The organism is Prolixibacter sp. NT017, assembly GCF_009617875.1.
GTDB lineage: Bacteria > Bacteroidota > Bacteroidia > Bacteroidales > Prolixibacteraceae > Prolixibacter.
Genome location: NZ_BLAV01000001.1, coordinates 1,022,916 through 1,046,487, shown reverse-complemented (window position 1 = coordinate 1,046,487; position 23,572 = coordinate 1,022,916). Strand labels below are relative to the sequence as shown.

The 23,572-nt window shown below is 45.1% G+C and carries 19 protein-coding genes; 7 read left to right on the top strand and 12 right to left on the bottom strand.

The window, feature by feature from the left end:
* Positions 1-21: 21 nt before the first annotated feature.
* Together GJU87_RS04300 and GJU87_RS04295 are read right to left on the bottom strand one after the other, a co-directional pair.
* Complete coding sequence (locus GJU87_RS04300) at positions 22-444, bottom strand: hypothetical protein (protein WP_153638371.1); 423 nt, start codon at positions 442-444, stop codon at positions 22-24.
* 351 nt (positions 445-795) lie between these two features.
* Positions 796-1,719, bottom strand: a complete 924-nt coding sequence (locus tag GJU87_RS04295) for a glutaminase (RefSeq protein ID WP_228491859.1) — start codon at positions 1,717-1,719, stop codon at positions 796-798.
* Positions 1,720-1,915: 196 nt separating this feature from the next.
* On the opposite strand from GJU87_RS04295, the gene GJU87_RS04290 reads away from it, so the two are divergent.
* Both GJU87_RS04290 and GJU87_RS04285 read left to right on the top strand, forming a co-directional pair.
* Positions 1,916-2,491 carry an HDIG domain-containing metalloprotein gene (locus GJU87_RS04290; RefSeq protein WP_153638370.1) on the top strand — a complete coding sequence of 192 codons (576 nt, stop codon included), beginning with the start codon at positions 1,916-1,918 and terminating at the stop codon, positions 2,489-2,491.
* 65 nt (positions 2,492-2,556) lie between these two features.
* A complete protein-coding gene (locus GJU87_RS04285) occupies positions 2,557-3,858 on the top strand; it encodes an alpha-L-fucosidase (RefSeq protein WP_228491858.1) in 1,302 nt (433 codons plus the stop codon).
* Positions 3,859-3,935: 77 nt separating this feature from the next.
* On the opposite strand, the gene GJU87_RS04280 is transcribed toward GJU87_RS04285, so the two are convergent.
* From GJU87_RS04280 to GJU87_RS04270, 3 genes are all read right to left on the bottom strand, one after another.
* Positions 3,936-4,418, bottom strand: a complete 483-nt coding sequence (locus GJU87_RS04280) for a co-chaperone YbbN (RefSeq protein ID WP_153638369.1) — start codon at positions 4,416-4,418, stop codon at positions 3,936-3,938.
* 259 nt (positions 4,419-4,677) lie between these two features.
* On the bottom strand, positions 4,678-5,832 hold the full coding sequence (locus GJU87_RS04275) for an efflux RND transporter periplasmic adaptor subunit (protein WP_153638368.1): 1,155 nt from the start codon (positions 5,830-5,832) through the stop codon (positions 4,678-4,680).
* Between the two features lie 2 nt (positions 5,833-5,834).
* Positions 5,835-10,175, bottom strand: coding sequence for a CusA/CzcA family heavy metal efflux RND transporter (locus GJU87_RS04270; RefSeq protein ID WP_153638367.1), 4,341 nt, complete (start codon positions 10,173-10,175; stop codon positions 5,835-5,837).
* A gap of 726 nt (positions 10,176-10,901) precedes the next feature.
* On the opposite strand from GJU87_RS04270, the gene corA reads away from it, so the two are divergent.
* Together corA and GJU87_RS04260 are read left to right on the top strand one after the other, a co-directional pair.
* Positions 10,902-11,990 carry a magnesium/cobalt transporter CorA gene (gene corA / locus GJU87_RS04265; protein WP_153638366.1) on the top strand — a complete coding sequence of 363 codons (1,089 nt, stop codon included), beginning with the start codon at positions 10,902-10,904 and terminating at the stop codon, positions 11,988-11,990.
* A gap of 119 nt (positions 11,991-12,109) precedes the next feature.
* Positions 12,110-13,327 carry a dicarboxylate/amino acid:cation symporter gene (locus tag GJU87_RS04260; protein ID WP_106542138.1) on the top strand — a complete coding sequence of 406 codons (1,218 nt, stop codon included), beginning with the start codon at positions 12,110-12,112 and terminating at the stop codon, positions 13,325-13,327.
* A 55-nt stretch (positions 13,328-13,382) separates the two neighbouring features.
* On the opposite strand, the gene GJU87_RS04255 is transcribed toward GJU87_RS04260, so the two are convergent.
* Positions 13,383-14,087: a hypothetical protein gene (locus tag GJU87_RS04255; RefSeq protein ID WP_153638365.1), complete on the bottom strand. Its 705-nt coding sequence runs from the start codon at positions 14,085-14,087 to the stop codon at positions 13,383-13,385.
* 589 nt (positions 14,088-14,676) lie between these two features.
* Between GJU87_RS04255 and GJU87_RS04250 the strand changes: the two genes are divergently transcribed.
* Positions 14,677-15,750: an adenosine deaminase gene (locus tag GJU87_RS04250; RefSeq protein ID WP_308788933.1), complete on the top strand. Its 1,074-nt coding sequence runs from the start codon at positions 14,677-14,679 to the stop codon at positions 15,748-15,750.
* Positions 15,751-15,890: 140 nt separating this feature from the next.
* Positions 15,891-16,436, top strand: coding sequence for a peptide-methionine (S)-S-oxide reductase MsrA (gene msrA / locus GJU87_RS04245; protein WP_228491857.1), 546 nt, complete (start codon positions 15,891-15,893; stop codon positions 16,434-16,436).
* An 11-nt stretch (positions 16,437-16,447) separates the two neighbouring features.
* Here the strand turns inward: msrA and GJU87_RS04240 are convergent, their stop codons facing one another.
* Entirely contained in the window at positions 16,448-17,020 is a 573-nt protein-coding gene (locus GJU87_RS04240) for a nitroreductase family protein (RefSeq protein ID WP_153638362.1), read from the bottom strand.
* A 101-nt stretch (positions 17,021-17,121) separates the two neighbouring features.
* Here GJU87_RS04240 and GJU87_RS04235 point away from each other — a divergent pair, with 101 nt between their 5' ends.
* The gene (locus tag GJU87_RS04235) at positions 17,122-17,955 is read left to right on the top strand and encodes a sulfite exporter TauE/SafE family protein (RefSeq protein WP_194831436.1); all 834 of its coding nucleotides are present in this window, start codon (positions 17,122-17,124) and stop codon (positions 17,953-17,955) included.
* Positions 17,956-18,023: 68 nt separating this feature from the next.
* Here GJU87_RS04235 and argJ read toward each other — a convergent pair whose 3' ends face one another.
* From argJ to GJU87_RS04210, 5 genes are all read right to left on the bottom strand, one after another.
* The gene (gene argJ, locus GJU87_RS04230) at positions 18,024-19,235 is read right to left on the bottom strand and encodes a bifunctional glutamate N-acetyltransferase/amino-acid acetyltransferase ArgJ (protein ID WP_153638360.1); all 1,212 of its coding nucleotides are present in this window, start codon (positions 19,233-19,235) and stop codon (positions 18,024-18,026) included.
* Positions 19,236-19,335: 100 nt separating this feature from the next.
* Positions 19,336-20,373, bottom strand: a complete 1,038-nt coding sequence (gene argC, locus GJU87_RS04225) for an N-acetyl-gamma-glutamyl-phosphate reductase (RefSeq protein ID WP_153638359.1) — start codon at positions 20,371-20,373, stop codon at positions 19,336-19,338.
* Positions 20,366-21,562 carry an aspartate aminotransferase family protein gene (locus GJU87_RS04220; RefSeq protein ID WP_153638358.1) on the bottom strand — a complete coding sequence of 399 codons (1,197 nt, stop codon included), beginning with the start codon at positions 21,560-21,562 and terminating at the stop codon, positions 20,366-20,368. The genes argC and GJU87_RS04220 overlap by 8 nt, the downstream gene beginning before the upstream one ends.
* Positions 21,563-21,564: 2 nt before the next feature.
* Positions 21,565-22,395: an acetylglutamate kinase gene (gene argB, locus GJU87_RS04215; protein WP_153638357.1), complete on the bottom strand. Its 831-nt coding sequence runs from the start codon at positions 22,393-22,395 to the stop codon at positions 21,565-21,567.
* Between the two features lie 361 nt (positions 22,396-22,756).
* Positions 22,757-23,554, bottom strand: a complete 798-nt coding sequence (locus tag GJU87_RS04210) for an undecaprenyl-diphosphate phosphatase (protein ID WP_153638356.1) — start codon at positions 23,552-23,554, stop codon at positions 22,757-22,759.
* Positions 23,555-23,572: the final 18 nt, after the last annotated feature.

Sequence of the window (23,572 nt, the reverse complement as noted above, 5' to 3'; positions counted from 1 at the left end):
GCCGAGGTGAGCTACTTCGCTCTAGGCATGATTCGAGATATATTTGTCCAGCACTTCCTGCTTCATGTTACGCTCCATATTGAACGTTCCCTGCTCTTCTGCCAGCACTTCCCAGGTAATCTTCACTTTTCGGAAACAATTGGAGGCAACGTCCGGTTTTCCCAAATCATCATAAATCCAGCCAAGCTGATATAACATTTCCGACAGGATTTCCATTCCGGCAATACCGGGCTTCCACAGCTCCTGAAGATTCTTTCGGAATTCATTGTCTGAAAAAGAGAGATAATAATCCGGATCATTATCCAGCATGCCTTTCAAGGAGTCGGTCGCGTAATGCAGTGCTCTTTCGCTTTCGCCTTTATCGCGAAATCCCAGCAAAGCAGCAATCACCCGGCCAAGCTCTTCAAACTGGCGCACCAGAAAATCTTTACGTTGAATACCCATGGAAATGATATTTTATAACGAAAGTAAGGAATTTTTACCATGAAAATACCAGGGCCAATCACCAACTATTGGGGATACCTTAGCTTAGGTGTAGCAGGGGTAAGTTTCGAACCTGATCAAATGACCTTCGAACTTGGTTGGTTGAGCTTCCGCCTCGATCAAATGAGCTTTGAACTTAGTCGGTAGAGCTTCCGCCTCGATCAAATGAGCTTTGAACTTAGTCGGTAGAGCTTCCGCCTTGAGCAAATGAGCTTCGAACTTCGCCGGTTGAGCTTCCGCCTTGAGCAAATGAGCTTCGGACTTCGCCGGTAGAGCTTCCGCCTTGTGCAAACGAGCTTCGAAGTTACTTGCTTAAAAAACAGAGATGCCCAGTTTGGTCGTAAAACGTTCCAGCGCCTCCATGGCCAGCACCGAATTGCCCGACACATCCAGTTCGGGGCTCCAGACGGCAACACTCAGTAACCCGGGAATGATCCCAACAATTCCGCCGCCTACACCACTTTTACCAGGAAGACCAACGCGAAAAGCAAACTCTCCGGCCTCGTCGTACAAACCGCAGGTGAGCATTAAGGATGCCAAACGTTTGGAGCGACTTTCGTTCAGGATCTGTTCTCCGGAGTGAGGAACAATACCATGATTGGCCAAAAACAGCAGGCTGCGCGAAAGGTCGCGGCAACTCATCGATAGCGCACACTGGTGAAAATAAATGTCCAGCAGCTGATCCACTTCATGATGAATATTGCCAAAGCTCTTCATGTAGTAGGCCAAAGCCCGGTTCCGGTCACCGTGAATCCGTTCCGATTCGGCTACTTCGGCATCGTAATCAATCGCGTCATTCAGCGTTAGCATGCGCACAAACCCGAGCAGCGACTGGCGTGGATTGGGCAGAAAATCCATCAACATATCCGAAACCACGTGTGCTCCGGCATTGATGAACGGATTACGGGGATAACCGCCTGTAGTTTCCAGCTGGGTAAGCGAGTTAAACGGTGTCCCGGAAGGCTCACGTCCGACCCGTTTCCATACCTCATCGCCTTTTTCGCGAAAAGCCATGACCAGCGTAAATACCTTGGAGATACTCTGAATAGAAAACGGCACATCTGCGTCACCAATAACATATTCCTGGCCGTTCAACAGCGAAACCGACATACCAAACTGCCGGGCGGGAACTTTGGCCAAAGCCGGAATATAATCGGCGACGTTGCCCTTGCCATAAAACGGTTCTACCTCGCTGGCAATTTCGCTCAGTATAGCCTGTAAATCGATGTGCGTCATGAAATGCTAAATTAGCTGATTCACCTTTCCCGTAAAGGATTTTCATCTGTTTCTAAACAGTCTCTTTACAGGGAAAAAGCTGATATTCCCCCACCCTTTTTTTGGTGAAAAATCACTAATCGGAAAAACTGTATCGAATCTTGGGTGAACGATAATCTCTTGTTAAATTTAAAGCTGATCAAAAAAATAAAAGCAGATGTCGAAAATACCTACACGCGAAGAAGCAATGGAGTTGCTGAAGCAGTATAACGATTCGGACAGCCTGGTCCGGCACGGAATGGCCGTAGAAGCCGTGATGAAACATTTTGCCGAAAAGATGGGTGAAGACCAGGAAAAATGGGGCATCATTGGCTTAGTCCACGATTTGGACTACGAAAAATATCCGGAGCAACATTGCACCATGACGCGCCAAATTCTGGAAGAACACGAATGGCCGGAAGATTACATTCGAGCCATCATGAGCCATGCCTGGGGAATGTGCACCGATGATAAACCGGAACTCCCCATGGAAAAAGTGCTGTACGCCACCGACGAACTGACCGGACTGATTACCGCCGCAGTTTATGTTCGCCCATCACGCAGCATTCTCGACCTGACCGTCAAATCGGTAAAGAAAAAGTGGAAAACCAAATCGTTTGCTGCCGGCGCCAACCGCGAAGTCATCATGCAGGGAGCCGAAATGCTGGGCATGCCATTGGAAGAACTGATGGCCGAAACCATTGCCGGAATGCAAAAAGAAGCCGATGCACTCGGACTTCGCGGAGAGCTCTGATATTCTCACAGCATTTCCGGAAAGTTTCGACTAACTTAGTCTCATCATAACTAAACCAATACACCATGCATTTCAGAAAAATGGCAGGCGTTGTTCTGCTCTCATTGTTTTCGTCATTCGTTATGGCACAAAAAGATTATCAACCCACGCCCGGCAACCTGGAAGCCCGTCAATGGTTCCAGAATGCCAAATTCGGAATGTTCATCCATTGGGGCGTTTATTCCGTGTTGGGTGACGGCGAATGGGTGATGAACAACCAGCATATCGATAAGAAGACGTACGAAAAGCTTCCGGCTTTTTTCAATCCCATCGCCTTCGATGCTGCCGAATGGGTAAGAATAGCCAAAGAAGCCGGGATGAAGTACATCACGATCACGTCCAAGCACCACGATGGATTCTGCATGTGGGACACGAAGCTGACCGATTGGAACATCGTCGACCGAACACCATACGGAAAAGATGTACTAAAGCAACTGGCGGATGAATGCCACAAACAGGGCATTAAACTTTTCTTCTACTATTCCCAGCTCGACTGGTACCAAAATAACTATTACCCCAGGGGAAATACCGGTCATTATTCCGGTCGGCCGGAAAAAGGCGATTGGTATGCTTACCTCGATTACATGGACGGTCAGTTGACCGAATTGCTGTCCAATTACGGTGACATTGCCGGTATTTGGTTCGATGGCTGGTGGGATAAACAGGATGCTGACTGGCGGCTAAATAAAACATACAGCCTCATTCACAAACTACAACCGTCATGTCTCATTGGTAGTAATCATCATCAGGCGCCGAAACCGGGAGAAGATTTCCAGATGTTCGAAAAAGATTTGCCCGGCCACAACACAACCGGTTTTAGCGGCGAGTCGGAAATTGGACAATTGCCATTGGAAACATGCGAAACGATGAATCATTCATGGGGGTTCAACCTACAGGACAATAATTACAAATCAACGAAAGACCTCGTTCATTACCTGGTAAAAGCTGCCGGATACAATTCCAACTTCCTATTAAATGTAGGCCCGATGCCTAACGGGAAAATACAACCGGAATTCGTGAAAACACTTGGGGAAATCGGGAAATGGATGGACCGGTACAGCACAACGATATACGGAACCCGGGGAGGTCCTGTTTCGCCACATAGCTGGGGTGTAACTACCGTGAAAGACAACAAGGTTTTTGTACATATTCTCGATATGCAGGATACTAACCTCCTGCTCCCGGATTTTGGTAAGAAGGTGAAAAAAGTCTATTTCTTCGATGACAACACGCCGGTAAACTTTCAGCAGAACAAATTCGGAACAACGCTCAGTATTCCGCAAAACAAAAGAAAACCTTACGATACCATTCTCGTCATGGAAATTTGAAAAAGCATACATATGAAACAAAAAGAGGCTTTCCGCATCTGGAAAGCCTCTTTCTTTAATCGTTATATGCTGTTCAGTTACTCAGCTGGTTTATTTCCCAATAAAATCTGGTTAATCAATTTCTCGAACATAGCCTTGGTTTCCTCTTTGCTGCGAGCAATCCCGCTCGTCATGGTCGGTTTACCATCCATCGGGACCCACAAAAATGCAGGAATACCACGGATACCAAATACAGCAGCCAACTCCTGTTCTACCTGGGTATCGACTTTGTAAAACTGTACTTTACCGGCATATTTCTTTGCCAGTTCATCCAGAATAGGAGAAGCTTGCTTACACGGTCCACACCAATCGGCGTAAAAATCGATGATGCAAGGTTTGCTTCCTTCGTATTTCCATTCATTCGGATTTTTCTCATAGTTCATCACCTTCTCCAGGAACATGGCTTTGGTCAGCTTGACTGGCTGAACATCTGCGTCACCCTTCCCGTTACCAGGTACTGCTGCCATCACTCCCTGAGCCATAAAGGCAACCAACGCAACTAACACAAAAATTTTCTTCATAATACTTCGAACTTAATATCTTACTTTCTCATTCAGAAACGTCTCAATCGCTTCCAATATTGTTTTACATATCTACATTAATACATTTATCATGCCAAATATGTTCAGCCTTTAAATGCCTCAATGCGCTCTAAATCATCCCAAAATAACAAAATAATACCCGGGAAATCAACTCTCCCGGGTATTTTTAATGCTAATGACAATTATTTTTTTTAACAAAAATTCTTAGGGACATTAAAAACAGAAGATTTTCAGCTTTTTATTCCTGCATTTTTAACAGTTCTGAATAGAGATAATACCCACCGTCGAAAACAACGTGGGCATTAGCAGGTAATTGTTCAAGACCGGCAACCTCGACGAAACCATTATTCCGATATCCCGGTTCAACCTGAATGTGCCCGAAAGTAACACTCCCTGACTTTTCCGGATCATCTTCAGTATAGAACAGTATTGAATTGTTGTTTTCGTCATAAATCAAAGCAGCCTCCGGAACACATTTTGCCATATGAGCGTCCACCCGAATCATGGCAGCGACAAACATGCCCGGCAAAAGTTTATCCGGCAACTCAACAGGTTGGAGTATTACGTTTACCACTTTGGCTGTTTGTTCGACCATCCCACCAATTGCCGTCACCTTTGCAGCATAAGGCTTATCGCCCAAATTAGAAGGAATGAACATGACATTCTGTCCCACTGAGATTTGGGGAATATCCTTCTCCAAAACCGAAATCTTCAACACCAACCGGCTTAAATCCAACACTTCGAATAGCATCTGATCGGGTGAAAGGATTTGCCCGACAGAGAAATTAATTTGATTGATTATCCCATCAATCGGACTAACAACCGGGATTTCACTCTGAATACCATCATTCATCAATTTCTCAGGCTCAATGCGTAACAAACGCAAACGCTCGTGCAGCGATTGCGCGGTTGCCTTTTCCGACAGATAAGAAGCTTTCGCTTGTTCCAACTGCTTCCGCGAAGAAATATTATCGACTTCCAGTTGCTGCAGACGCTGATATTCTTTTTCCAGCATCTCCAGGGAGTAAACACTTTTCAGGTAATTCTCCTGCATCGTGATCAACTCCGGGCCGGTCAGCATAGCCAACACCTGTCCACGCTTGACTTTCTGCCCCATTTTTACATGAATGCGTTTCACACTGCCCGATGAAAAGGAATTGATTCGTGCCAGTCCATCTGGGGGTAACGCCACCATTCCCCTGGCCGGAATCACGTCCGACATATTTTTCTCCATCGGCTGACCAAACGTTATATTGGTATGGGCAATCTGTTCACGACTCAACTGCAACTGTCCGGAAGCGCCGGCTTCCTTGTTGTTACCGTTTTTATTTCGGCCACAGGCTGTAAAAATCAGCACGACTGTGGCAAGGATGATAAAAAGTTGATTTCTCATGGCTATTTTGTTTCCGGGGAACCCATTACTAAATTCAATTGTAAAACCGTCTCATTGTATTGCTGAAGGATATTGAGATAATTGAAATGCGACAGAAAAGCTTCGCCAGCCATTTTAGAAAATCCGACATAATCGGTTTGCCCCAACTCCCGACTCTTGACAGCAGCTTTCAGCAGTTCCCGGGCTCGGGGAACAATCTCTGATTCATACATATTCACGCTTTTGGACAGCTGCTGCAATTGCATAATCAGCTGCTTTTGAAGCGCCCAGTCTTGTTGCTGTTGCTGGGCTGCCTGATACGTCAGTGACTCACGCTCCAGCTTCAGTGCTTTGGTCTTCGACGTTTGCGACCAAAACCAGATAGGAATCTCGAGGCCGACACTCCAGCCGTCATATCCTTTGTTTCCATCGAAACTCTGATCGAAATACCCGACAGAGAAAGCCGGAGCCCAGTTGTTCCCGGCAACCTTGACTTCCGCATTTTTCAAGGACACATTCTGCAACATCATGCGATACTCCCATGATGTCGAAGCCGTATCGGGCAACAGACCAACAGGCTGAAAATGCTCCAATTCAGCAGTTACAGGCAAAATCCGTTCTTCGGAGTACAACAAGACCTGCAACTGTCCCAGCTGTGTTTCAAAATTTGTTTCGACGGCCAACAACTCTTGCCTGTACCGCAATGCTTCGGCTTTTAACAGGTTATACTCGCTGAGGCCAATGGCGCCACTTTTCAATTGCCTGTCAGCAGCTTTTTCAAGCGCTCCAAACAAGCTGTCACGTCGGCGAAGCAACCGAAGTTTCTCTCCCGCAATCTGGCTGCGAGAGTATAGCATCTTCACCTGCGTTGTCAGCATCGATTTTTCTCTTCCGAGCGCTAGTTCACTTTGACGGATATTTTCGTTTGCCAGGCGGGCATTGGCCCCGTACATCGTTGGAAATTCAAAGCGTTGCCGCACCTGAAAATTGTAGTCGTTATAATTGGTATTTATCTTTCCCTTGTCATACTGAAGCATAACCGGATCCAGTGAAAAAGATGATTTCTTCATCGCTTGCGCCCGTTTCACCATCATCGACTGCGCTTTCACCGAAAGGTTATTATTCAGCGCCATCTCCACTGCCTGGTCCAGCGTAACCGTTTGGGTCGGCTCCTGTGCCCAGCTTTTACCTACCGGGAAAAGTAAGAGCAGCAGAACAACCGTAACCACCGGTTTCTTTTTCCGTTTTAAAAGCTTCTTCCACTCGCCTGAATGAAACAGGTAATAAATAACCGGAAGAATCACCAATGTCAGGAATGTGGAGGTGATCAAACCTCCGATTACAACGGTAGCCAGCGGCCTTTGAACCTCGGCCCCCGCAGCTGTAGAAACCGCCATCGGTAAGAAACCCAATGCATCAGTTGAAGCCGTCAGCAATACCGGACGCAAACGCATACTCGTTCCTTTCAGTACACGCTCATAAATATCGGTTACGCCTTCCTGTTCCAATTGGTTGTAGTAGGATATCAAAACGATACCGTTCAACACCACAATTCCGAACAGGGCAATGAAACCGACACCAGCCGAAATACTAAAAGGCATTCCACGAAGGAACAAAGTCCAAACACCTCCCATAATCGCCAGCGGAATGGCTGTGAAAATCAGAGTTGCCTGTTTCAATGAGCTAAAAGCAAAATAAAGCAGGATGAAAATCAGCACCAGTGCGACCGGCACAGCAATCGATGAACTCTTCTTTGCCGATTGCAGGTTTTCGAACTGACCACCGTAGCTGAAATAATAACCCGGCGGCAACTTAACTCCGGCCTGCAGTTTGTTATTAATTTCGTTGACAAACGACTCCACATCGCGGTTCCGGACATTGATACCAATTACAATCCGGCGATGAGTGTTGTCACGACTAATTTGCATCGGGCCGTTCTCCATGGTTACGGTTGCGACCTGACTAAGCAGAATTAATTCGCCCCCCGGCTTATTAATCCGCAAACGCTCCAAAGCCCTGATATCTTTTCGGTAAGCTTCGTCCAAACGAATAACCAGATCAAATCTTCGCTCACCTTCAAATACCAAACCGGCTTTTTCGCCCGCAAATGCAGTCCGTATGACATTATTCACATCAGTAATATCGAGGCTGTAACGGGCCAGTTTATCCCGATCAAAACGAACCATCATTTGCGGAAGCCCGGTTACTTGTTCCACACGTACGTCGCCGGCTCCCTGCACATTCTGAATTATCGTCGCAGCTTCGTTTGCTTTCTCGAAAAGCAGATTCATGTCATCTCCGTAGATTTTCACAGCCACATCTGCTTTTACACCGGTCATCAACTCATTAAATCGCAACTGAATGGGTTGAGAAAAATCGAATGAGGCTCCGGGAATTACATCCAGTGCTTTCTTCATTTTGGCCACCAATTCTTCCCGATTATCGGCACTCACCCATTCCTTCTTGTCCTTTAAAATGATCATGATATCGGCATCTTCTACCGCCATCGGGTCAGTTGGAATCTCTGCTGTTCCAATTTTCGATACTACGGTTTTCACCTCCGGAAATTGATTCAGAAGAATCTTTTCAACCTGCGTAGTAGTTTTGATGCTTTGTCCCAGTGAAGCCCCCGGCGCAATGGTCATCTGGCAGGCCAAATCGCCCTCTTCCAGTGTAGGCATAAATTCACCCCCTAACTGTGAAAATGAGAACATGGTTGCCACAAACAAAACGATGGTTACCAACAAAACCATCACTTTGTGTCTCAACGCCCATTTCAATACCGGCTGATGTGAACGGTTCAAAAAATCAATGATCCGGTCGGCCAGGCTATGTTCTTCTTTAACCTTCCGGGAAAGAAAAACAGCGCTAATCATCGGCACATAAGTCAACGACAATATCAATGCTCCCAGCAATGCAAAACTGACCGTTTGCGCCATCGGCTTAAAGTTCTTTCCTTCAATGCCGGTAAAAGCAAGAATCGGCAGGTAAACAATCAGAATAATGAAAACGCCAAAAGCAGCTGAACGTCCAACCCGGTGCGTGGCCGTCGAAACAGTGTCGTCCATTTCGGCGGCCTTGAGTATTTTGCCGTTAAATCGCTGATGTAGTAAGTAGACAATTCCTTCTACCACAATAACGGCACCGTCGACAATGAGACCAAAGTCGATGGCCCCCAGGCTCATCAGGTTGGCTGTCACCCCGAAAATGTTCATCATAATGAACGCAAACAACATGGAAAGTGGGATAACCGACGCCACGATAAGTCCGGAACGGTAATTTCCAAGCAATAAAATCAGAATGAATATGACGATGATACCTCCTTCCAACAGATTTTGCTTGACGGTATCAATCGTTTTGGCAATAAATTGCGAACGGTCGAGATATGGCTCGATTTTCAATCCTTCGGGAAGGCTTTTCTGAACCTGGGTTATTCGTTTCCGAACCTCTTTGATTACCTGGGAAGTGTTGGCTCCTTTGAGCATTAAAGTGATACCACCGACTGTTTCTCCCTTACCATCTTTAGTCATTGCGCCAAAGCGCGGAGGTGATGAAAGTTTTACGACAGCCACATCCCTAATAAACAGCGGATAACCATTAACATTCTTGATAAGAATGTTGCCTATGTCTTTCTCGTCGCGCACCAGCCCCTCGGCACGGATGTAATACCGGTGCGGTCCCTTCTCGATATAACTTCCACCTGTATTTTCGTTATTCCGCACCAGCGCGTTGTAAATCTCGGTGATGGTTACATTCATTCCTACCAAATCGCGAGGCTTCACGGCGACCTCATACTGTTTTACCTCACCACCAAAACTGCTGATTTCAACGATTCCAGGGATTCCGGCCAGTTGCCGTTTCACGATCCAATCCTGAACTGTACGGATTTTCATCGGATCAAATGCCTTCTCATACCCTTTATCAGGAACCAAAACATACTGAAATATCTCACCGAGTCCGGTGGTAATGGGCATCATCTCCGGGGTGCCATATCCGGTAGGAATATCCTGTTCGGCCCTTTTGATTTGCTCACTCACCATCTGGCGGGCAATGTGCGTATTGATTCGATCTTCGAATACGATGGTTACCACCGAAAGGCCAAAACGCGAAATGGAACGAATCTCCTTCACACCCTGAATATTGGCCATCACTACCTCGATGGGGAACGTGATAAACTGCTCAACCTCCTGGGGTGCCAATGAGGGAGAAACCGTTGTTACCTGCACCTGATTATTGGTGATGTCAGGAACGGCGTCTATGGGTAATTTGGTAAAGTTGTAAATCCCCAATCCAATCAGAGCAAGGGTCAATAATCCGATGACCAACTTATTTCTGATGGAAAATTCAATAATTCTATCAAGCATAGGAACATCTGTTAGGCTAATTTCACAAACAATTATTCGACTGCTTTGACGAAACGTTCATCTTCTTCAACTTGTCGCTATCAAAGTTAGCTTCCGGAAAAGGATTCAAGCCAACAAGCAGCCTTTGGTTATGAGAGCTGATCATATCAGACCTCATTGCAGTTTTAGGTTAAAGTCCAGTTTTAGTCAAACAAAACACGTACATGTTTTCACATTTGCATTTTTCATGACAAACAATTGAAAACAAGCACAGTCAATAGAAAATTAATAATTTACATTCTGGAGTTCCTGTGGCGCAAACAAATAGTTCATTGCTAAAAACCAGCTTCCTGATTTGCTTTAATTCCGGGCAAAATTCTTTCATTATTAGCATTCGTTTGGTCAAGTTTCAACTACTCAATTAAACAAATCAAATAAGGAAGAGGGTTGTTAGGTTTAGAAACTATTGAACCAAAAGTTAAAAAATTTAGCATAACAATACAAGAGCTCAGGCTTATGTAGACTGATTACAGCAAAATAAAATAGCTGCATTGAGATAAAATTGCCAGTCCTCCGCCCTCAGTATCATGATAGTCATACCAAATGTTTTGCTTAATTTAGGTGAATAATAAATCGGAAACTGCAAAAGCAAGCACATCCAAACTACATACTTGCAGTCATAAGCAGTTAAACCACTTCGATAATTTATTGTTTCTGACATCGACAAAAGTTTAAGAGCCAACAGGTATGAAAAATCCACACATCAAAAAGCGCAATACCCGAAAAAAGAAAGTCTCTCAAAAAGCCGGTCTTCCACCTGGCAGCATGGTTTTTATTGGTGACAAACACGAAGAAGCCCCCGAACTAACCATCATCGATTATGACGCTTCGAAGTATGAAGTAAATACCAAAGCTACCCTGCAAGATGCATTGATGCGGAAAGAGACCAATCCGGTTAGTTGGATTAACATCGACCAGCTGCACGATGTGGAACTGATGGAAAAATTGGGTAGCCATTATGAGATACATCCTCTTTTGATGGAAGACATCCTGAATACAGATTTGCGTCCGAAAGTAGAAGATGAAGATGAGTATGTGATGCTGAGTTTGAAAATGCTTCAATACGAAGAACAAACTGACAACCTAACAACTGACCAGGTCAGTCTCATTCTCGGCAAAAATTATGTTATCAGTTTTAGGGAAAAGCCCGACAATATTTTTGAACCGATCATCAACCGCCTTTCGTCTTCCAAAGGAAGCATCCGTTCGCGTGGAGCTGATTACCTGTTTTATTCGTTGACCGATGTAATCGTCGACAACTATTTCACCATTATTGAGAATATCGGGAACCAGTTGGAAAAACTGGAAGAGCGAATTTTTAACCACCCGGGAGAAGATGCCCTGCAGGAAATTCATCGCATCAAGAGCGATTTACTACAGCTCAGGAAAATAACCTATCCGATTCGCGAATCGATGCGAAAGCTGGAAAACGATGATATTGATTTAATTGAAGACAAAACCCGCAAATATTTCACCGACATTTACGAGCACATCGTTCAAATTATCGAAACCATTGAGTCCTACCGGGAAGTTGTTTCCGGGCTGAAAGATTTGTATCTGTCAAGCATCAGTTATCGGATGAACAAAGTGATGCAGGTGCTCACCATTATTGCTACCATCTTCATCCCGCTCACATTCCTGGTAGGTGTTTACGGAATGAATTTCGAAAACATGCCTGAACTTCACTGGAAGTACGCCTATTTCGTGCTATGGGGCATCATGATCAGTATTGTGGTTATTCTCTTTTGGTATTTCAAAAAGAAAAAGTGGATTTAGCAATTGAGTCGAACGCATATTAAAATGGCTTTCATCTCCGGGATTCGTTGATTTTTGCTGATTCTATAATTCTCGCTATATTCGGTGCCGCGCCTATCGCTGTGCATAACCTGTAGTTTATGAAAAAAATAAAGATAGACCTCCACTGGCAAATTCTGATTGCTCTTGTACTTGCAGTTATCGTTGGTATATTTTTCAAACCCGTAGTTCCCTATGTGAGCTGGATGGGTGATATTTTTCTCAGGTTACTGAAAATGATTGTCATCCCACTGATTCTCACCTCCATTATTTCGGGGATATCCAGCATTGGCGGGCATGGAAATTTTGGCCGACTTGGTTTAAAAACCATTGCATATTATGTAGTAACAAGTATGTTGGCTATTTCGACCGGTTTAATCCTGGTCAATCTGGTAAAACCGGGTATCGGTGTAGATATTACAGCGATTGAGAATGTTGACAAGCTGCAGATTCAGCACAAAAGTTTCAGCGAAACGCTCATTGACATTGTTCCTGACAATATTTTCAAAGCAATGGTCGACAACGAATTGTTGTCCATCATTTTTGTTGCCATCATCATTGGGATATTCCTGGCCAAACTGGGAAGTCAGCACCGGCAACTGTTGGTCGACCTGTTTACTTCCGGCTTCGAGCTGTTCATGAAGATTACCATGTTCATCATTAAGCTGGCCCCTTACGGAGTGTTTGGTTTGATTGTAAAAGTAGTTGCAGACCAAAAAGATTTTGGCGATTTGGTATACCGGCTCGGAGCCTTTATGCTGACCGTCCTCGTCGCGCTGTTCATTCACGCTTTTATCACGCTGCCACTACTGGTTAAATTTGTGGGGCGGGCAAAGCCGTTTAAGCACATGAAAAATGTGACGACACCTTTGTTGACGGCTTTTTCCACTGCTTCATCGGCTGCTGCGCTGCCTTTGAATATGAACGACACCCACGAAAATTCGGGTGTTTCGGAAAAGATTACCAATTTCACGCTGCCGATTGGTGCCACGGTCAACATGGATGGCACTGCCATCTACATCGCCGCCGTCGTCATGTTTATCGCGCAGGCACAGGGAGCCGCCATGGGCTTAAAAGAACAGTTCATTATTCTAATCACGGCTCTGCTGGCCAGTATTGGCACGGCTGCCATCCCAATGGGCAGCCTTGTGATTATCACGATCTTGCTGAATGTCCTGGGATTGCCTTTTGAACTGATTGCGTTGGTTCTTCCGGTCGACCGGATACTGGATATGTTCCGAACCGCAACCAATGTTTGGAGTGACTCGTGCGGTGCGGTCATTATCGCCAAATCGGAAGGAGAAGAACTGAAAGTATAAAAAGAAAAAAAGCTGCCTTTCCAGACAGCCTTGTTCCTTGTTATTCTTAAAGTTTCTATTGTATAATCCTCCGCGATGATCTGGGATGAATGTGACGCTTGATCTCTTCCGGCAGATAATCTCTCGCCTTTTCGGGATGAACTTTCGCAAACACCTCTGGGCACGCATTCCAAATATCCTCCAGCGCCTCCCATAAATCATTTTCGGCACGAACGCTTTCGCTTGTACTAACCTCTTTTTCATGAATGGTTTCGGCCAAATCGACCTCCATACGTTGCAGGTTTTCAGACAACAACCGGAAGTCGTCAACAATTCGGCCCGGAAATCCACGTTCTGTTAGTTCAGGCAAATGCAGATTGATATACCGGATCAACCGGGAAATTCCTGATTGAACTTCCCAAAAACGTTTCTCAGATATTCCGTCACGTAACAAACTGATGTTACCATATTCGTCATCGTGCTCTTTGCTAACATCATTTGATGAACGCAAATACATCTCTGTAATATTAAGCAACGGACGAAGGTGTCCGGTCATTATCAATAACTTCTTCTGCTTTTCAGCCACTTTTCTGTCAAACAAATCCAAATCCGGCAACTCCCGAATGGCATTTATCCTTTCTTCAAGTGCTTCCTCAAACTCCTGATTAAAATCGGACGAATAATGCTCAAAGTCATCATGGTCCCGCTGATAAGTCTGATAAATATACTCAGCTACCAGGGGCATATCATCCAGCGTAAATTGATACTTCAATCGCGTCATCACAAGTAATCGTTAGTTTTTCCACATACTATTAAAGTACAGACAGGCTACCGGAAAAAACTCTCCTCCCCCTGAAAGAGAAACGAAGCCTGTCAAACACACTCCATCTCCATTCGTTTTCAAAAAGAAATCTGACAGGATTTATGCCGGAATAGAATAAAGAATCAACAAAAAAGATTGTCTGCCTTGAGTACAATCAAAAAATATTCAGTTTCACTGAAAACGAGTATTTATATGTAAAAAAATAAAAGGGAACGAAAGACCTGGGGACGTAATCGCCAATAACTTAATTAAGCTGCAAACAGTGAGTAAACTGTTTCAATTAACTACAGGAAGTAATAAATTGCCCAAAACTTATCGCATCATACAGTTGAATAAAAAACGAACGTCACCGGGATCTCGTTACCCTTTTATTTAATCTGGTCTATACGAAAGAACGCTAATTAATATTTCGGTTTAATCTGTTAGTTCTTAAATTTACGGCAAGCATTCAACAAAGTCAACGAAAACACGCAAAAGATGAAGCAAATAGCTTCCATTTGAGAATTTTCTGCATGCAGCATTGAAACCTCTTGCGCGGTTATACGTTATGATGAATGACCAACCAGACCGAGTTAGTCAAGAATCGTTAATTTTACGGATGGAACAGTTTATTAAAAATCTCCCAAAAGCCGAGCTACACCTGCATATTGAAGGTAGTTTTGAGCCTGAACTTATGTTTAAAATTGCTGAGCGCAACCAGCTGAAATTACCTTACGCCTCAGTGGAAGAGCTACGGAATGCATATCAGTTTACCCAACTGCAGGATTTTCTTGACATTTATTATGCAGGAGCTAATGTTTTACAAACCCGTCAGGATTTTTACGACCTAACCTGGGCATACCTGCAAAAAGCATATGACAATAAAGTACTTCATACCGAGATATTTTTCGACCCACAGACGCATACCTCGCGTGGAGTTCCTTTTCAACTGGTTGCTGAAGGGATTATCGATGCACTGACCGATGGCCGGAAAGAACTTGGCGTTTCGTCCAATCTTATCATGAGTTTTCTGCGTCATCTTTCAGAAGAATCGGCTTTCGAAACACTGAATGAAGCGCTTCCCTACCGGGATAAAATTATCGCAGTAGGTCTCGATTCGTCGGAAAAAGGTAACCCACCCGAGAAATTCGAACGGGTATTTGACAAAGCCCGGCAAATGGGATTTCTAACGGTTGCCCATGCAGGAGAAGAAGGTCCTGCCGAATATGTATGGGGCGCTCTCCAGGGATTGAGCGTTTCCCGCATTGATCATGGTAACCGGAGTCTGGAGGACAATGATTTGGTTGCCCTGCTTTCAGAAGAACAAGTTCCGCTAACCATTTGTCCATTGTCGAACCTGAAGTTGCAAGTTGTAAAAGACATGGCCGACCATCCGCTGAAAACCATGCTGGACAAAGGGCTGAAAGTGACTGTCAACTCAGATGATCCCGCTTATTTCGGAGGATACGTCAACGAGAATTACCTGGCCGTTACCAAAGCACTTGAGCTGAACAAGGACCATTTGTACCGTTTGGCACGAAATTCTTTTGAGTCGGCTTTCCTCCTTCCGGAAGAAAAACAGCGTTACCTGGCCATTCTCGATGCCTATTTTCATAACAGTAACCGGAAACTTTCAAACTGAAGCATCGTACAATCCGGTACATGAAAACGTCACGTTACATACGGTTTATTCCCGTTATCGTTTTAGCGGGAATCATTGCTTCATTTTCATTTCCAAAAAATGAAAATCATAGCAAACAGCCCCAAAAGAAAGCATCGGATATGAATGAAAAAGCTGAATACGATACTGCGACATTTGGTGAAGGTTGTTTTTGGTGTAGCGAAGCAATTTTCAGCGAACTGAAAGGTGTGAAGAAAGCCACTTCCGGCTATTCAGGAGGTACGGTTAAGAACCCAAGTTACCGGGAAGTTTGTACCGGGAAAACCGGGCATGCAGAATGTGTTCAGGTTATCTATAATCCCAAGGTCATTTCGTACCCGGAATTACTCAAAGTCTTCTGGGAAACACATGATCCAACTACGCTGAATCGCCAGGGGCACGACGTGGGAACACAATACCGATCGGTTATTTTCTATCACAACGAAAAACAGAAAGAGTTGGCCGAAGAATACAAGCAAGAGCTGAACAGTGCCGGTATTTGGGATAACCCGATTGTAACAGAAATCACAAAGTTCGAGTCATTTTACCCAGCAGAGAATTATCACCAGGATTATTACGAAAACAACACCAATCAACCTTATTGTCAGCTCGTTATTACTCCAAAACTGGAAAAATTCCGAAAAGTTTTCAAGGATAAATTGAAATAGAATTTTACTGCCTAGTCGATTACCAGATCCGACAGTGAACGTTTCGGAACATGGTGTACGCCGTCTTCATCACGGTAGTAACGTGTATCGTTGTCTTCTCCTACATCTTCAATCTGTATAACCTCTGCGGGCTTTCCGAGTGCAACAACATCCATGATGTCATACCGTTCGGGAATTCGAAAGAGTTCGCGCAATGCCGGTTTGTGAACAGCTCTTAGGACACATCCGCCCAATCCTTTATCGACAGCACCGAGTAGGATATTCTGCATGGCAATGCCATCATCACAAAAACACTGCTCTGCAATTTCCCGGTCGAGTAACACAATAATATAAGCTGATGGACGCTCTCCTTTTTTTGGGCCAGGCCAATCCGTCAGATAACTAGCCCATGCCAGGTGTTCGAAAACCTTTTCGTTCACTTCAGGTTCATGGCAAAGCTTATATTTCAATGGCTGTGCATTCCTTCCGGAAGCGGCATACCGTGTTAGCTCAACCAGATCAAGCAATACTTTCCGGTCGATCCGGAACTCCTCAACAAATCGCCGGTAGCTGCGATTCCTCATCATTAATTCCCGAAGCTTCATAACAATCCGTTTTCGTCAAATTTAAGCATTCATTGGGTAAGGCTCAAGGTTTTAGCCATACAATCCATCATTCCGATTTTTATTTACCTGACAGAATGCTTATGTTTACAGAGCATACGAATGTCTCTTTGACCTATAAGTATCTGATGGATATTGCTTTTCTGATCATCATCGGCATTTTTACCGGTCTTGTTACCGGCCTCACCGGAGCCTCAGGCGTTATGGTTGTGGTTCCTCTCATCCACCTCCTTTTGAAATTTACCATCCACGAAGCGATTGGTACCAGTCTCGTGGTAGATGTGCTGACACCATTGGCCATTGCTTACACTTTTTACAAGAATGGTAATATCGATATGAAGTCGGGTGGTTTTGTAGCGCTGGCTTCCATTATCATGGCATTGGTAGGGGCACGTTTCTCCGATAAAATCCCTGACCATGGGTTAGGTTCCTCTTTTGCGTCCCTGTTGATTATTCTTGCTATCGTTATTTGGATCAATGGTATTCGTCGCGATCGTCACCAGGACGACAGTGACGGACAAGATTCCGAAATTCCTGACATTCCGCTTTGGCGAAGCATAGCAGGAGTGTTATTGGCAGGTGGCAGCGGTTTCATGACTGGCTTTATGGGTGCAGGCGGCGGAACCAATATTCTGCTGATATTACTGTTTGTCAACAGATTTCCGATTCACAAAGCACTGGGAACGTCTATTCTGATTATGTCTTTAACAGCTGCGTCAGGAGTTATTGGTCATGCCAGCATGGGTAACGTTAACATTTCGGCAGGAATGACCATTGCGATGGCCGCTATCTTCACGGGCATCTTCTGCGCCCGTCAGGCAAGTAAAATCAGTGAAAAATCTTTATCGAGACTGATGAGCATCGTCTATCTTGTGTTAGGAATCCTGATGCTGACGATCCAGGTACAAACCAGCTAAAAAAATCCCCCTGACAGAAATGCCAGAGGGAAAGTCTTGTTTATATGTAACGGATTGCCTTTTCTCGATTAGGTTGTATATACTGAGTTGAATAATACATAATCTGTGGTCAAATCACTTCCCCAACCAGTTGCGGTAGCACGTCCGTCGTTCAGGTCAAGCTTAACATAGATGTGTGATTCCCGCAGAAGTTTCTTCATATAATGGCGATCATAATCCTGTGGAGCGCCTTTCTCCAATACCTTAATCTGCGTTTCTTCGTCTCCCAGGTAAAGATCCACTTTCTCATAATCGAAAGGAACACCTGCATTTCCTGCTGCGCAAATAATCCGTCCCCAGTTTGGGTCGCGACCAAACATCGCTGCTTTTACCAGGGATGAGTCCGAAATCGTCCTAACCAACTTCCGGGCTATCAACTCATCAGGAGCATGCGTAACCTGGTACTGCACAAACTTCGATGAGCCCTCTCCATCCGAAACAATCAGCTTGGCAAGGTGAATCATCATGTTTTCCAAATGTTCGTAAAATACCTTACAACCCGGATCTTTCTCTTTGGTCAGCATCTCGTTTCCAGCCATTCCGTTAGCCAATACAGCAACCATGTCATTGGTCGAAGTATCGCCATCAACAGTGATCATATTAAATGAACGATCGACCGCTTTTTTCACCAGGCGCTTCAATAGCTTAGGTTCAATAGCCACATCGGTTACCAAAAATGACAGCATGGTCCCCATGTTCGGATGAATCATACCCGAACCTTTGGCGATACCCCCCAGATTGACTTCATAACCATTTACATCGAACTCGATAAACCCCTCTTTGGCAAAGGTGTCCGTTGTCAGGATGGCATTAGCTACAAAAGAGCCGGCATTCGACTTATTCGTCAACTTGTCGACGTTTTCTTTAATCCCTTCCACAATATCATCGGTCGGGAAAGGTTCGCCAATAATTCCGGTCGATGCAACAAGTACCAAATCCTTGTCGATTCCCAGTTCGTTAGCATAGGTTTCAGCCATGGCTTCAGCACCGGCAAGACCTTGCTCACCGGTACAGGCATTGGCATTTCCAGCATTTACCACAATGGCTTGCGCCTTGCCGTCGGCAATATGTTTGCGCGATACCTTAATAGGCTCGGCAACCACCTGATTCTGCGTAAAAACCGCAGCTGCGCTGGCAGGCACTTCCGAATAAATAAGGGCCAGGTCACGCCGCATCGACTTCACACCGATGTGCGCCCCCCAACACTTGATTCCCCTTACATTCGTAATATTCTTAATCATTGTGTTTCGTTGTTTTGACTCCATCTTATGTTTTTTCTTTTGGCACTAGTTTTCAACAGATGCCTGAAAAGATTTTAGATTAATTGATTTAAAAGATTCATTACGGATTTACAGGAACTTGCTTCAGTCCAGCAGTTTCGTCCAGTCCTAACATGAGATTCATGTTTTGGATTGCCTGGCCCGCAGCTCCTTTCACCAGATTATCAATCGCACTTAAAACAATGATGTTGCCGGTTCGCTCATCGAAAGTTATGAAAATATTGCAATAATTCGATGCCCGCACATCTTTAATGGACGGTGCTTCCGGTGTAATCCGCACAAAAGGATGACCTTTGTAATACCGCAGATACAATGCATTCAGATCGGCTGTCGTCATCTCCTTAAACGGACGCGCGTAAATGGTCGATAAAATTCCCCGGTCGACCGGCAGCAGATGCGGTGTGAACTGCAGGCTAACCTCTTCCGAAGAAAGTTTATTCAGTGTATCCTGAATCTCAATGGTGTGGCGATGTTTCTTCAGGCCATAAGCCTTGAAATTATCATTTACATTCGGGAAATGCGTCACCTCTTTCGGCTTCACTCCTGCCCCGGTAACGCCGGTCTTGGAGTCCACTATAATTCCTCGGCTTTCAATCATTCCTTCGCTCAGTAGCGGAGCCAGTCCCAAAATGGCCGTCGTGGGGAAACATCCCGGATTGGCCACCAATTCGGATTGTTTAATGTTTTCACGATTCAATTCCGGTAAACCAAATACGGCGCTGTCGAAGCCCTCATGATAAACATGCTCCTTCTGGTACCATTCATGGTACACCTCGGGGGAATCGAGCCGGAAGTCACCTGACAGGTCTACGATTTTGAAAGGCTTCTGATGATATTTTTTGACAAAATCCATGGAAACACCATGCGGTAATGCCAGAAAAACCAGGTCAAGGTCAGTCTTTTCCAATTGCGAAGCGGGTTGCAGTACGATATCAACAATTCCCCGAAAGGAAGTATGAATATCTGAGAATTTTTCGCCGGCGCGGCTTTCGGAAGTAATCAACGCAATCTCAACCTCCGGATGGTTAACGAGAATGCGGACGAGTTCGGAGCCGGTATATCCGGTGGCTCCTATGATACCTATTTTTTTCTTACCCATGCTCTCTCAAGTTTTTTAACGAAATCTTCAACACCCTGAGCACCTCTTCGAGCTCCGGATAAGTAATGTTCAACGGCGGTACCAAACGCAGAATATTTCCGGCGGTGGCGTTCGCCAGCACACCATTCTTCAGCATTTCAGCCACGAGCGGCTTCGTTTCGAAATCAAATTCAACACCAACCATCAACCCTTTTCCTTTGATTTGCTTAATGGAAGGTTCATTCAATTCCGACAGTTTATCGTTCAGCCATTTTCCTTTTTCCACGGCTGCTTTCAACAGGTTCTCTTCTTCGATGGTCTGAATGGTCGCCAGGGCAGCGGCACAAGCCAACGGGTTTCCACCGAACGTGGTTCCGTGGTCACCATAGTTCAGCGCCTGGCTCACTTTTTCATTCGAGAGGATGGCTCCTACCGGAACACCGCCGCCAAGTCCTTTGGCCAGTGTCATAATATCGGGCTGTACGCCAAAATAGTCTTTCGCGAACCAACGGCCTGTCCGTCCCATTCCACACTGGATTTCATCGAAGATGAGAACCAGATCTTTTTCGTCACACAAGGCGCGCAAATCCGTAATAAACTGCTTTTCGGCTACGTTGATTCCACCTTCTCCCTGGATGGGTTCGACGATAATCGCAGCGGCTTCGTTATCCACCAGCTTTTTAACCGACTCAATATCATTGAAAGTGGCCTGAGTAAAACCTTGCGGGATGGGTTCGAATCCTTCCTGCATCGCCTTTTTACCCGTGGCAATGGTGGCCAGTGTCCGGCCATGAAATGAACCGCTCATGGAAATAACTGTTCCGCCATGTCCCTTGCTATGAGCATATTTTCGGGCAATTTTAATCGCTCCTTCTACCGACTCGGCACCGCTGTTGCTAAAAAACACGCGATCGAGGCCGGACATTTCTACCAGCCTCTGCGAAAGCTCCGCTTGTGGCCGGCTCAGGTAGAAATTGGAGATGTGAATGAGTTTCCCGGCCTGTTCGCGAATGGCATTCACCACGTTGGGATGATTGTGTCCAACGTTGTTCACCGCGATGCCAGCCAAAGCATCCACATAGCGGTTACCTTCCACGTCCCAGACGGTTGCCCCGTCTCCTTTCTCTAGAACAATCGGATATCGTCTGAAAGTTTGTAAATAATACTTCTGATCGACGTCATGATACGCCTGATTGTTTTTTAACGTCATGATTATTTGATTATAGTTGTGCCAACCGGGTTTTTCCCGATTAGGTCTGATATCTGTTCGGGTTGGGTTCCGTTAATAATACGTGCTGAACCGGCTCCGTCAGCCAGTGCAATGCGACAGGCGTCCATCTTCGGAAGCATTCCTCCCTGAATAACACCATCCTCAACCAATGACGGAATTTCCGCCACATGCAGTTTGTCGATAAGCGTTTCCGGTTTGTCTTTGTCCATCCGTAAACCGTCCACGTCTGTCAACACGATGTACTGCTCAGCATGTAATGCCCCGGCCAGGTGACCGGCAAACATATCGGCGTTGATGTTGTAGTCGTTTCCCTCTTCATCCGACGCAATACAGGTAACAACCGGGATGTACCCTTCATTCAGCAACTGTTCGGGCAACTGCGGATTGATATGTTTTACATCTCCCACTTGCCCCAAATCGAAACTATTCCATTTTCCATCAACCATCTTCCGGTGAAGGCGTTTGGTCGCAATGGCCATCTTTCCGTCCTTTCCGGAGAGGCCAACCGCTTTGTATCCCAAACGATTGACCAGACTGACCAGGCTTCCATTCACTTCGCCCTTCAAAGCCATTTCAACATATTTGAGGGCTTCGGGAGTGGTTTTGCGGTGACCGTCGATGAACTCCGACTCAACGCCCACTTTACCCAGAATGTCTTTAATAAAAGGTCCTCCGCCGTGAACGATGACCACATGATAGCCCTTTTTCGTCAATGAACACATGTGCTCCAGCACCTGCTTCTTCAGTTCATCATCGGTCATAGCATTTCCGCCGTACTTAAACAGAATCAGAGGCTTTTTCCTTTTGATCATAAATTTTAGATTTTCTTATTTCTGAATGCAATACTCATGCACTGATGAAAGGCAATTTTGAATCCGGTAATTTGGTCGATTTTCAACCGGTCAATTGAATAAAAACAATGCAAATTTACTAATAATTCGGCAGTTAGCCATAAGCAGCGCCGTTTGGAGAGGCAGGAAATTGCTGTAGAGGTATCGTTGCGAGCAGGTTACCGGAATTGAAATTTTTTCAAAAATCAGAGGATTTTCGGCCCAATTGGAACCAAATTCCAATAAAAATTGAAGAAACGAAAAAGAAATAAAATACCCCGAATCCCCCATCAAAAATGAAAAGGAAACGGGGTGAATATTTTAGTTGAAAAAGAAGTTTGATTTACCAGAGAAAAATCCAGGCCAGGATGACTACTCCGAGCACAATCCGGTAGTAACCGAAACTCTGGAAAGTGTGTTTCCGAATAAAGTTCATCAGGAAAGCGATGACCAGCAATGCCACAATAAAGGAAACGACAAAACCAACTCCCAACACAAGCAAGTCGTGGCTATTTAACGAAGCATGATGCTTCAGCAACGAGTAACCGGACGCAGCAATCATGGTCGGGATGGCCAGGAAAAAAGAGAACTCAGCTGCCGTTTTCCGGTCAGCTCCCAGCAACATGGCACCAATGATGGTGGCCGCCGAACGGGATGTTCCGGGAATCATGGCCATACACTGAATCAAACCAATGAGCAAAACCGTTTTGTAATCCATCGTAGCGACATCATGAAAACGGGAAGGCCGGTCTTTCCGGTCAATAAAAATCAGGACAAGACCTCCAATAATCAGCATCGTTGAAACCACAACCGGATTGAACAACTTTTCTTCGAGGTAGGAACCAAATGCGGCACCCAAAATCAGGGCTGGCACCACGCCGGCAACAGCCCGGAACCAAATATCAAAAATGCGTTTGTTCTCTGATATATTAAGGCTTTTGGGAATAATCTCCTTCCGGAAATAGTAGATAACTGAGAGGATGGCACCCAACTGAATCACCACATCGAACATGTTGGTGAAACTCTCCTCGAATGTTACGAACTGATTCGCAATAATGAGATGCCCGGTAGACGAGATTGGCAGAAATTCGGTAATCCCTTCAATGATTCCGAGGATAATGGATTTAATAATATCTGTCATGGAAAACGAAATTTTTCA

What these genes read in the sequence shown, in the direction of transcription:
- argB (WP_153638357.1), bottom strand. Translation starts at nt 22,395, where the DNA reads ATGATCAAAAGGAAAAAGCCTCTGATTCTGTTTAAGTACGGCGGAAAT.
- corA (WP_153638366.1), top strand. Translation starts at nt 10,902, where the DNA reads ATGAAAAATCCACACATCAAAAAGCGCAATACCCGAAAAAAGAAAGTC.
- GJU87_RS04270 (WP_153638367.1), bottom strand. Translation starts at nt 10,175, where the DNA reads ATGCTTGATAGAATTATTGAATTTTCCATCAGAAATAAGTTGGTCATC.
- GJU87_RS04295 (WP_228491859.1), bottom strand. Translation starts at nt 1,719, where the DNA reads ATGACGCACATCGATTTACAGGCTATACTGAGCGAAATTGCCAGCGAG.
- GJU87_RS04255 (WP_153638365.1), bottom strand. Translation starts at nt 14,087, where the DNA reads ATGACGCGATTGAAGTATCAATTTACGCTGGATGATATGCCCCTGGTA.
- GJU87_RS04220 (WP_153638358.1), bottom strand. Translation starts at nt 21,562, where the DNA reads ATGACGTTAAAAAACAATCAGGCGTATCATGACGTCGATCAGAAGTAT.
- GJU87_RS04235 (WP_194831436.1), top strand. Translation starts at nt 17,122, where the DNA reads ATGTTTACAGAGCATACGAATGTCTCTTTGACCTATAAGTATCTGATG.
- GJU87_RS04300 (WP_153638371.1), bottom strand. Translation starts at nt 444, where the DNA reads ATGGGTATTCAACGTAAAGATTTTCTGGTGCGCCAGTTTGAAGAGCTT.
- argJ (WP_153638360.1), bottom strand. Translation starts at nt 19,235, where the DNA reads ATGATTAAGAATATTACGAATGTAAGGGGAATCAAGTGTTGGGGGGCG.
- GJU87_RS04280 (WP_153638369.1), bottom strand. Translation starts at nt 4,418, where the DNA reads ATGAAGAAAATTTTTGTGTTAGTTGCGTTGGTTGCCTTTATGGCTCAG.
- GJU87_RS04275 (WP_153638368.1), bottom strand. Translation starts at nt 5,832, where the DNA reads ATGAGAAATCAACTTTTTATCATCCTTGCCACAGTCGTGCTGATTTTT.
- GJU87_RS04290 (WP_153638370.1), top strand. Translation starts at nt 1,916, where the DNA reads ATGTCGAAAATACCTACACGCGAAGAAGCAATGGAGTTGCTGAAGCAG.
- GJU87_RS04250 (WP_308788933.1), top strand. Translation starts at nt 14,677, where the DNA reads ATGATGAATGACCAACCAGACCGAGTTAGTCAAGAATCGTTAATTTTA.
- msrA (WP_228491857.1), top strand. Translation starts at nt 15,891, where the DNA reads ATGAATGAAAAAGCTGAATACGATACTGCGACATTTGGTGAAGGTTGT.
- GJU87_RS04260 (WP_106542138.1), top strand. Translation starts at nt 12,110, where the DNA reads ATGAAAAAAATAAAGATAGACCTCCACTGGCAAATTCTGATTGCTCTT.
- argC (WP_153638359.1), bottom strand. Translation starts at nt 20,373, where the DNA reads ATGGGTAAGAAAAAAATAGGTATCATAGGAGCCACCGGATATACCGGC.
- GJU87_RS04285 (WP_228491858.1), top strand. Translation starts at nt 2,557, where the DNA reads ATGCATTTCAGAAAAATGGCAGGCGTTGTTCTGCTCTCATTGTTTTCG.
- GJU87_RS04240 (WP_153638362.1), bottom strand. Translation starts at nt 17,020, where the DNA reads ATGAAGCTTCGGGAATTAATGATGAGGAATCGCAGCTACCGGCGATTT.
- GJU87_RS04210 (WP_153638356.1), bottom strand. Translation starts at nt 23,554, where the DNA reads ATGACAGATATTATTAAATCCATTATCCTCGGAATCATTGAAGGGATT.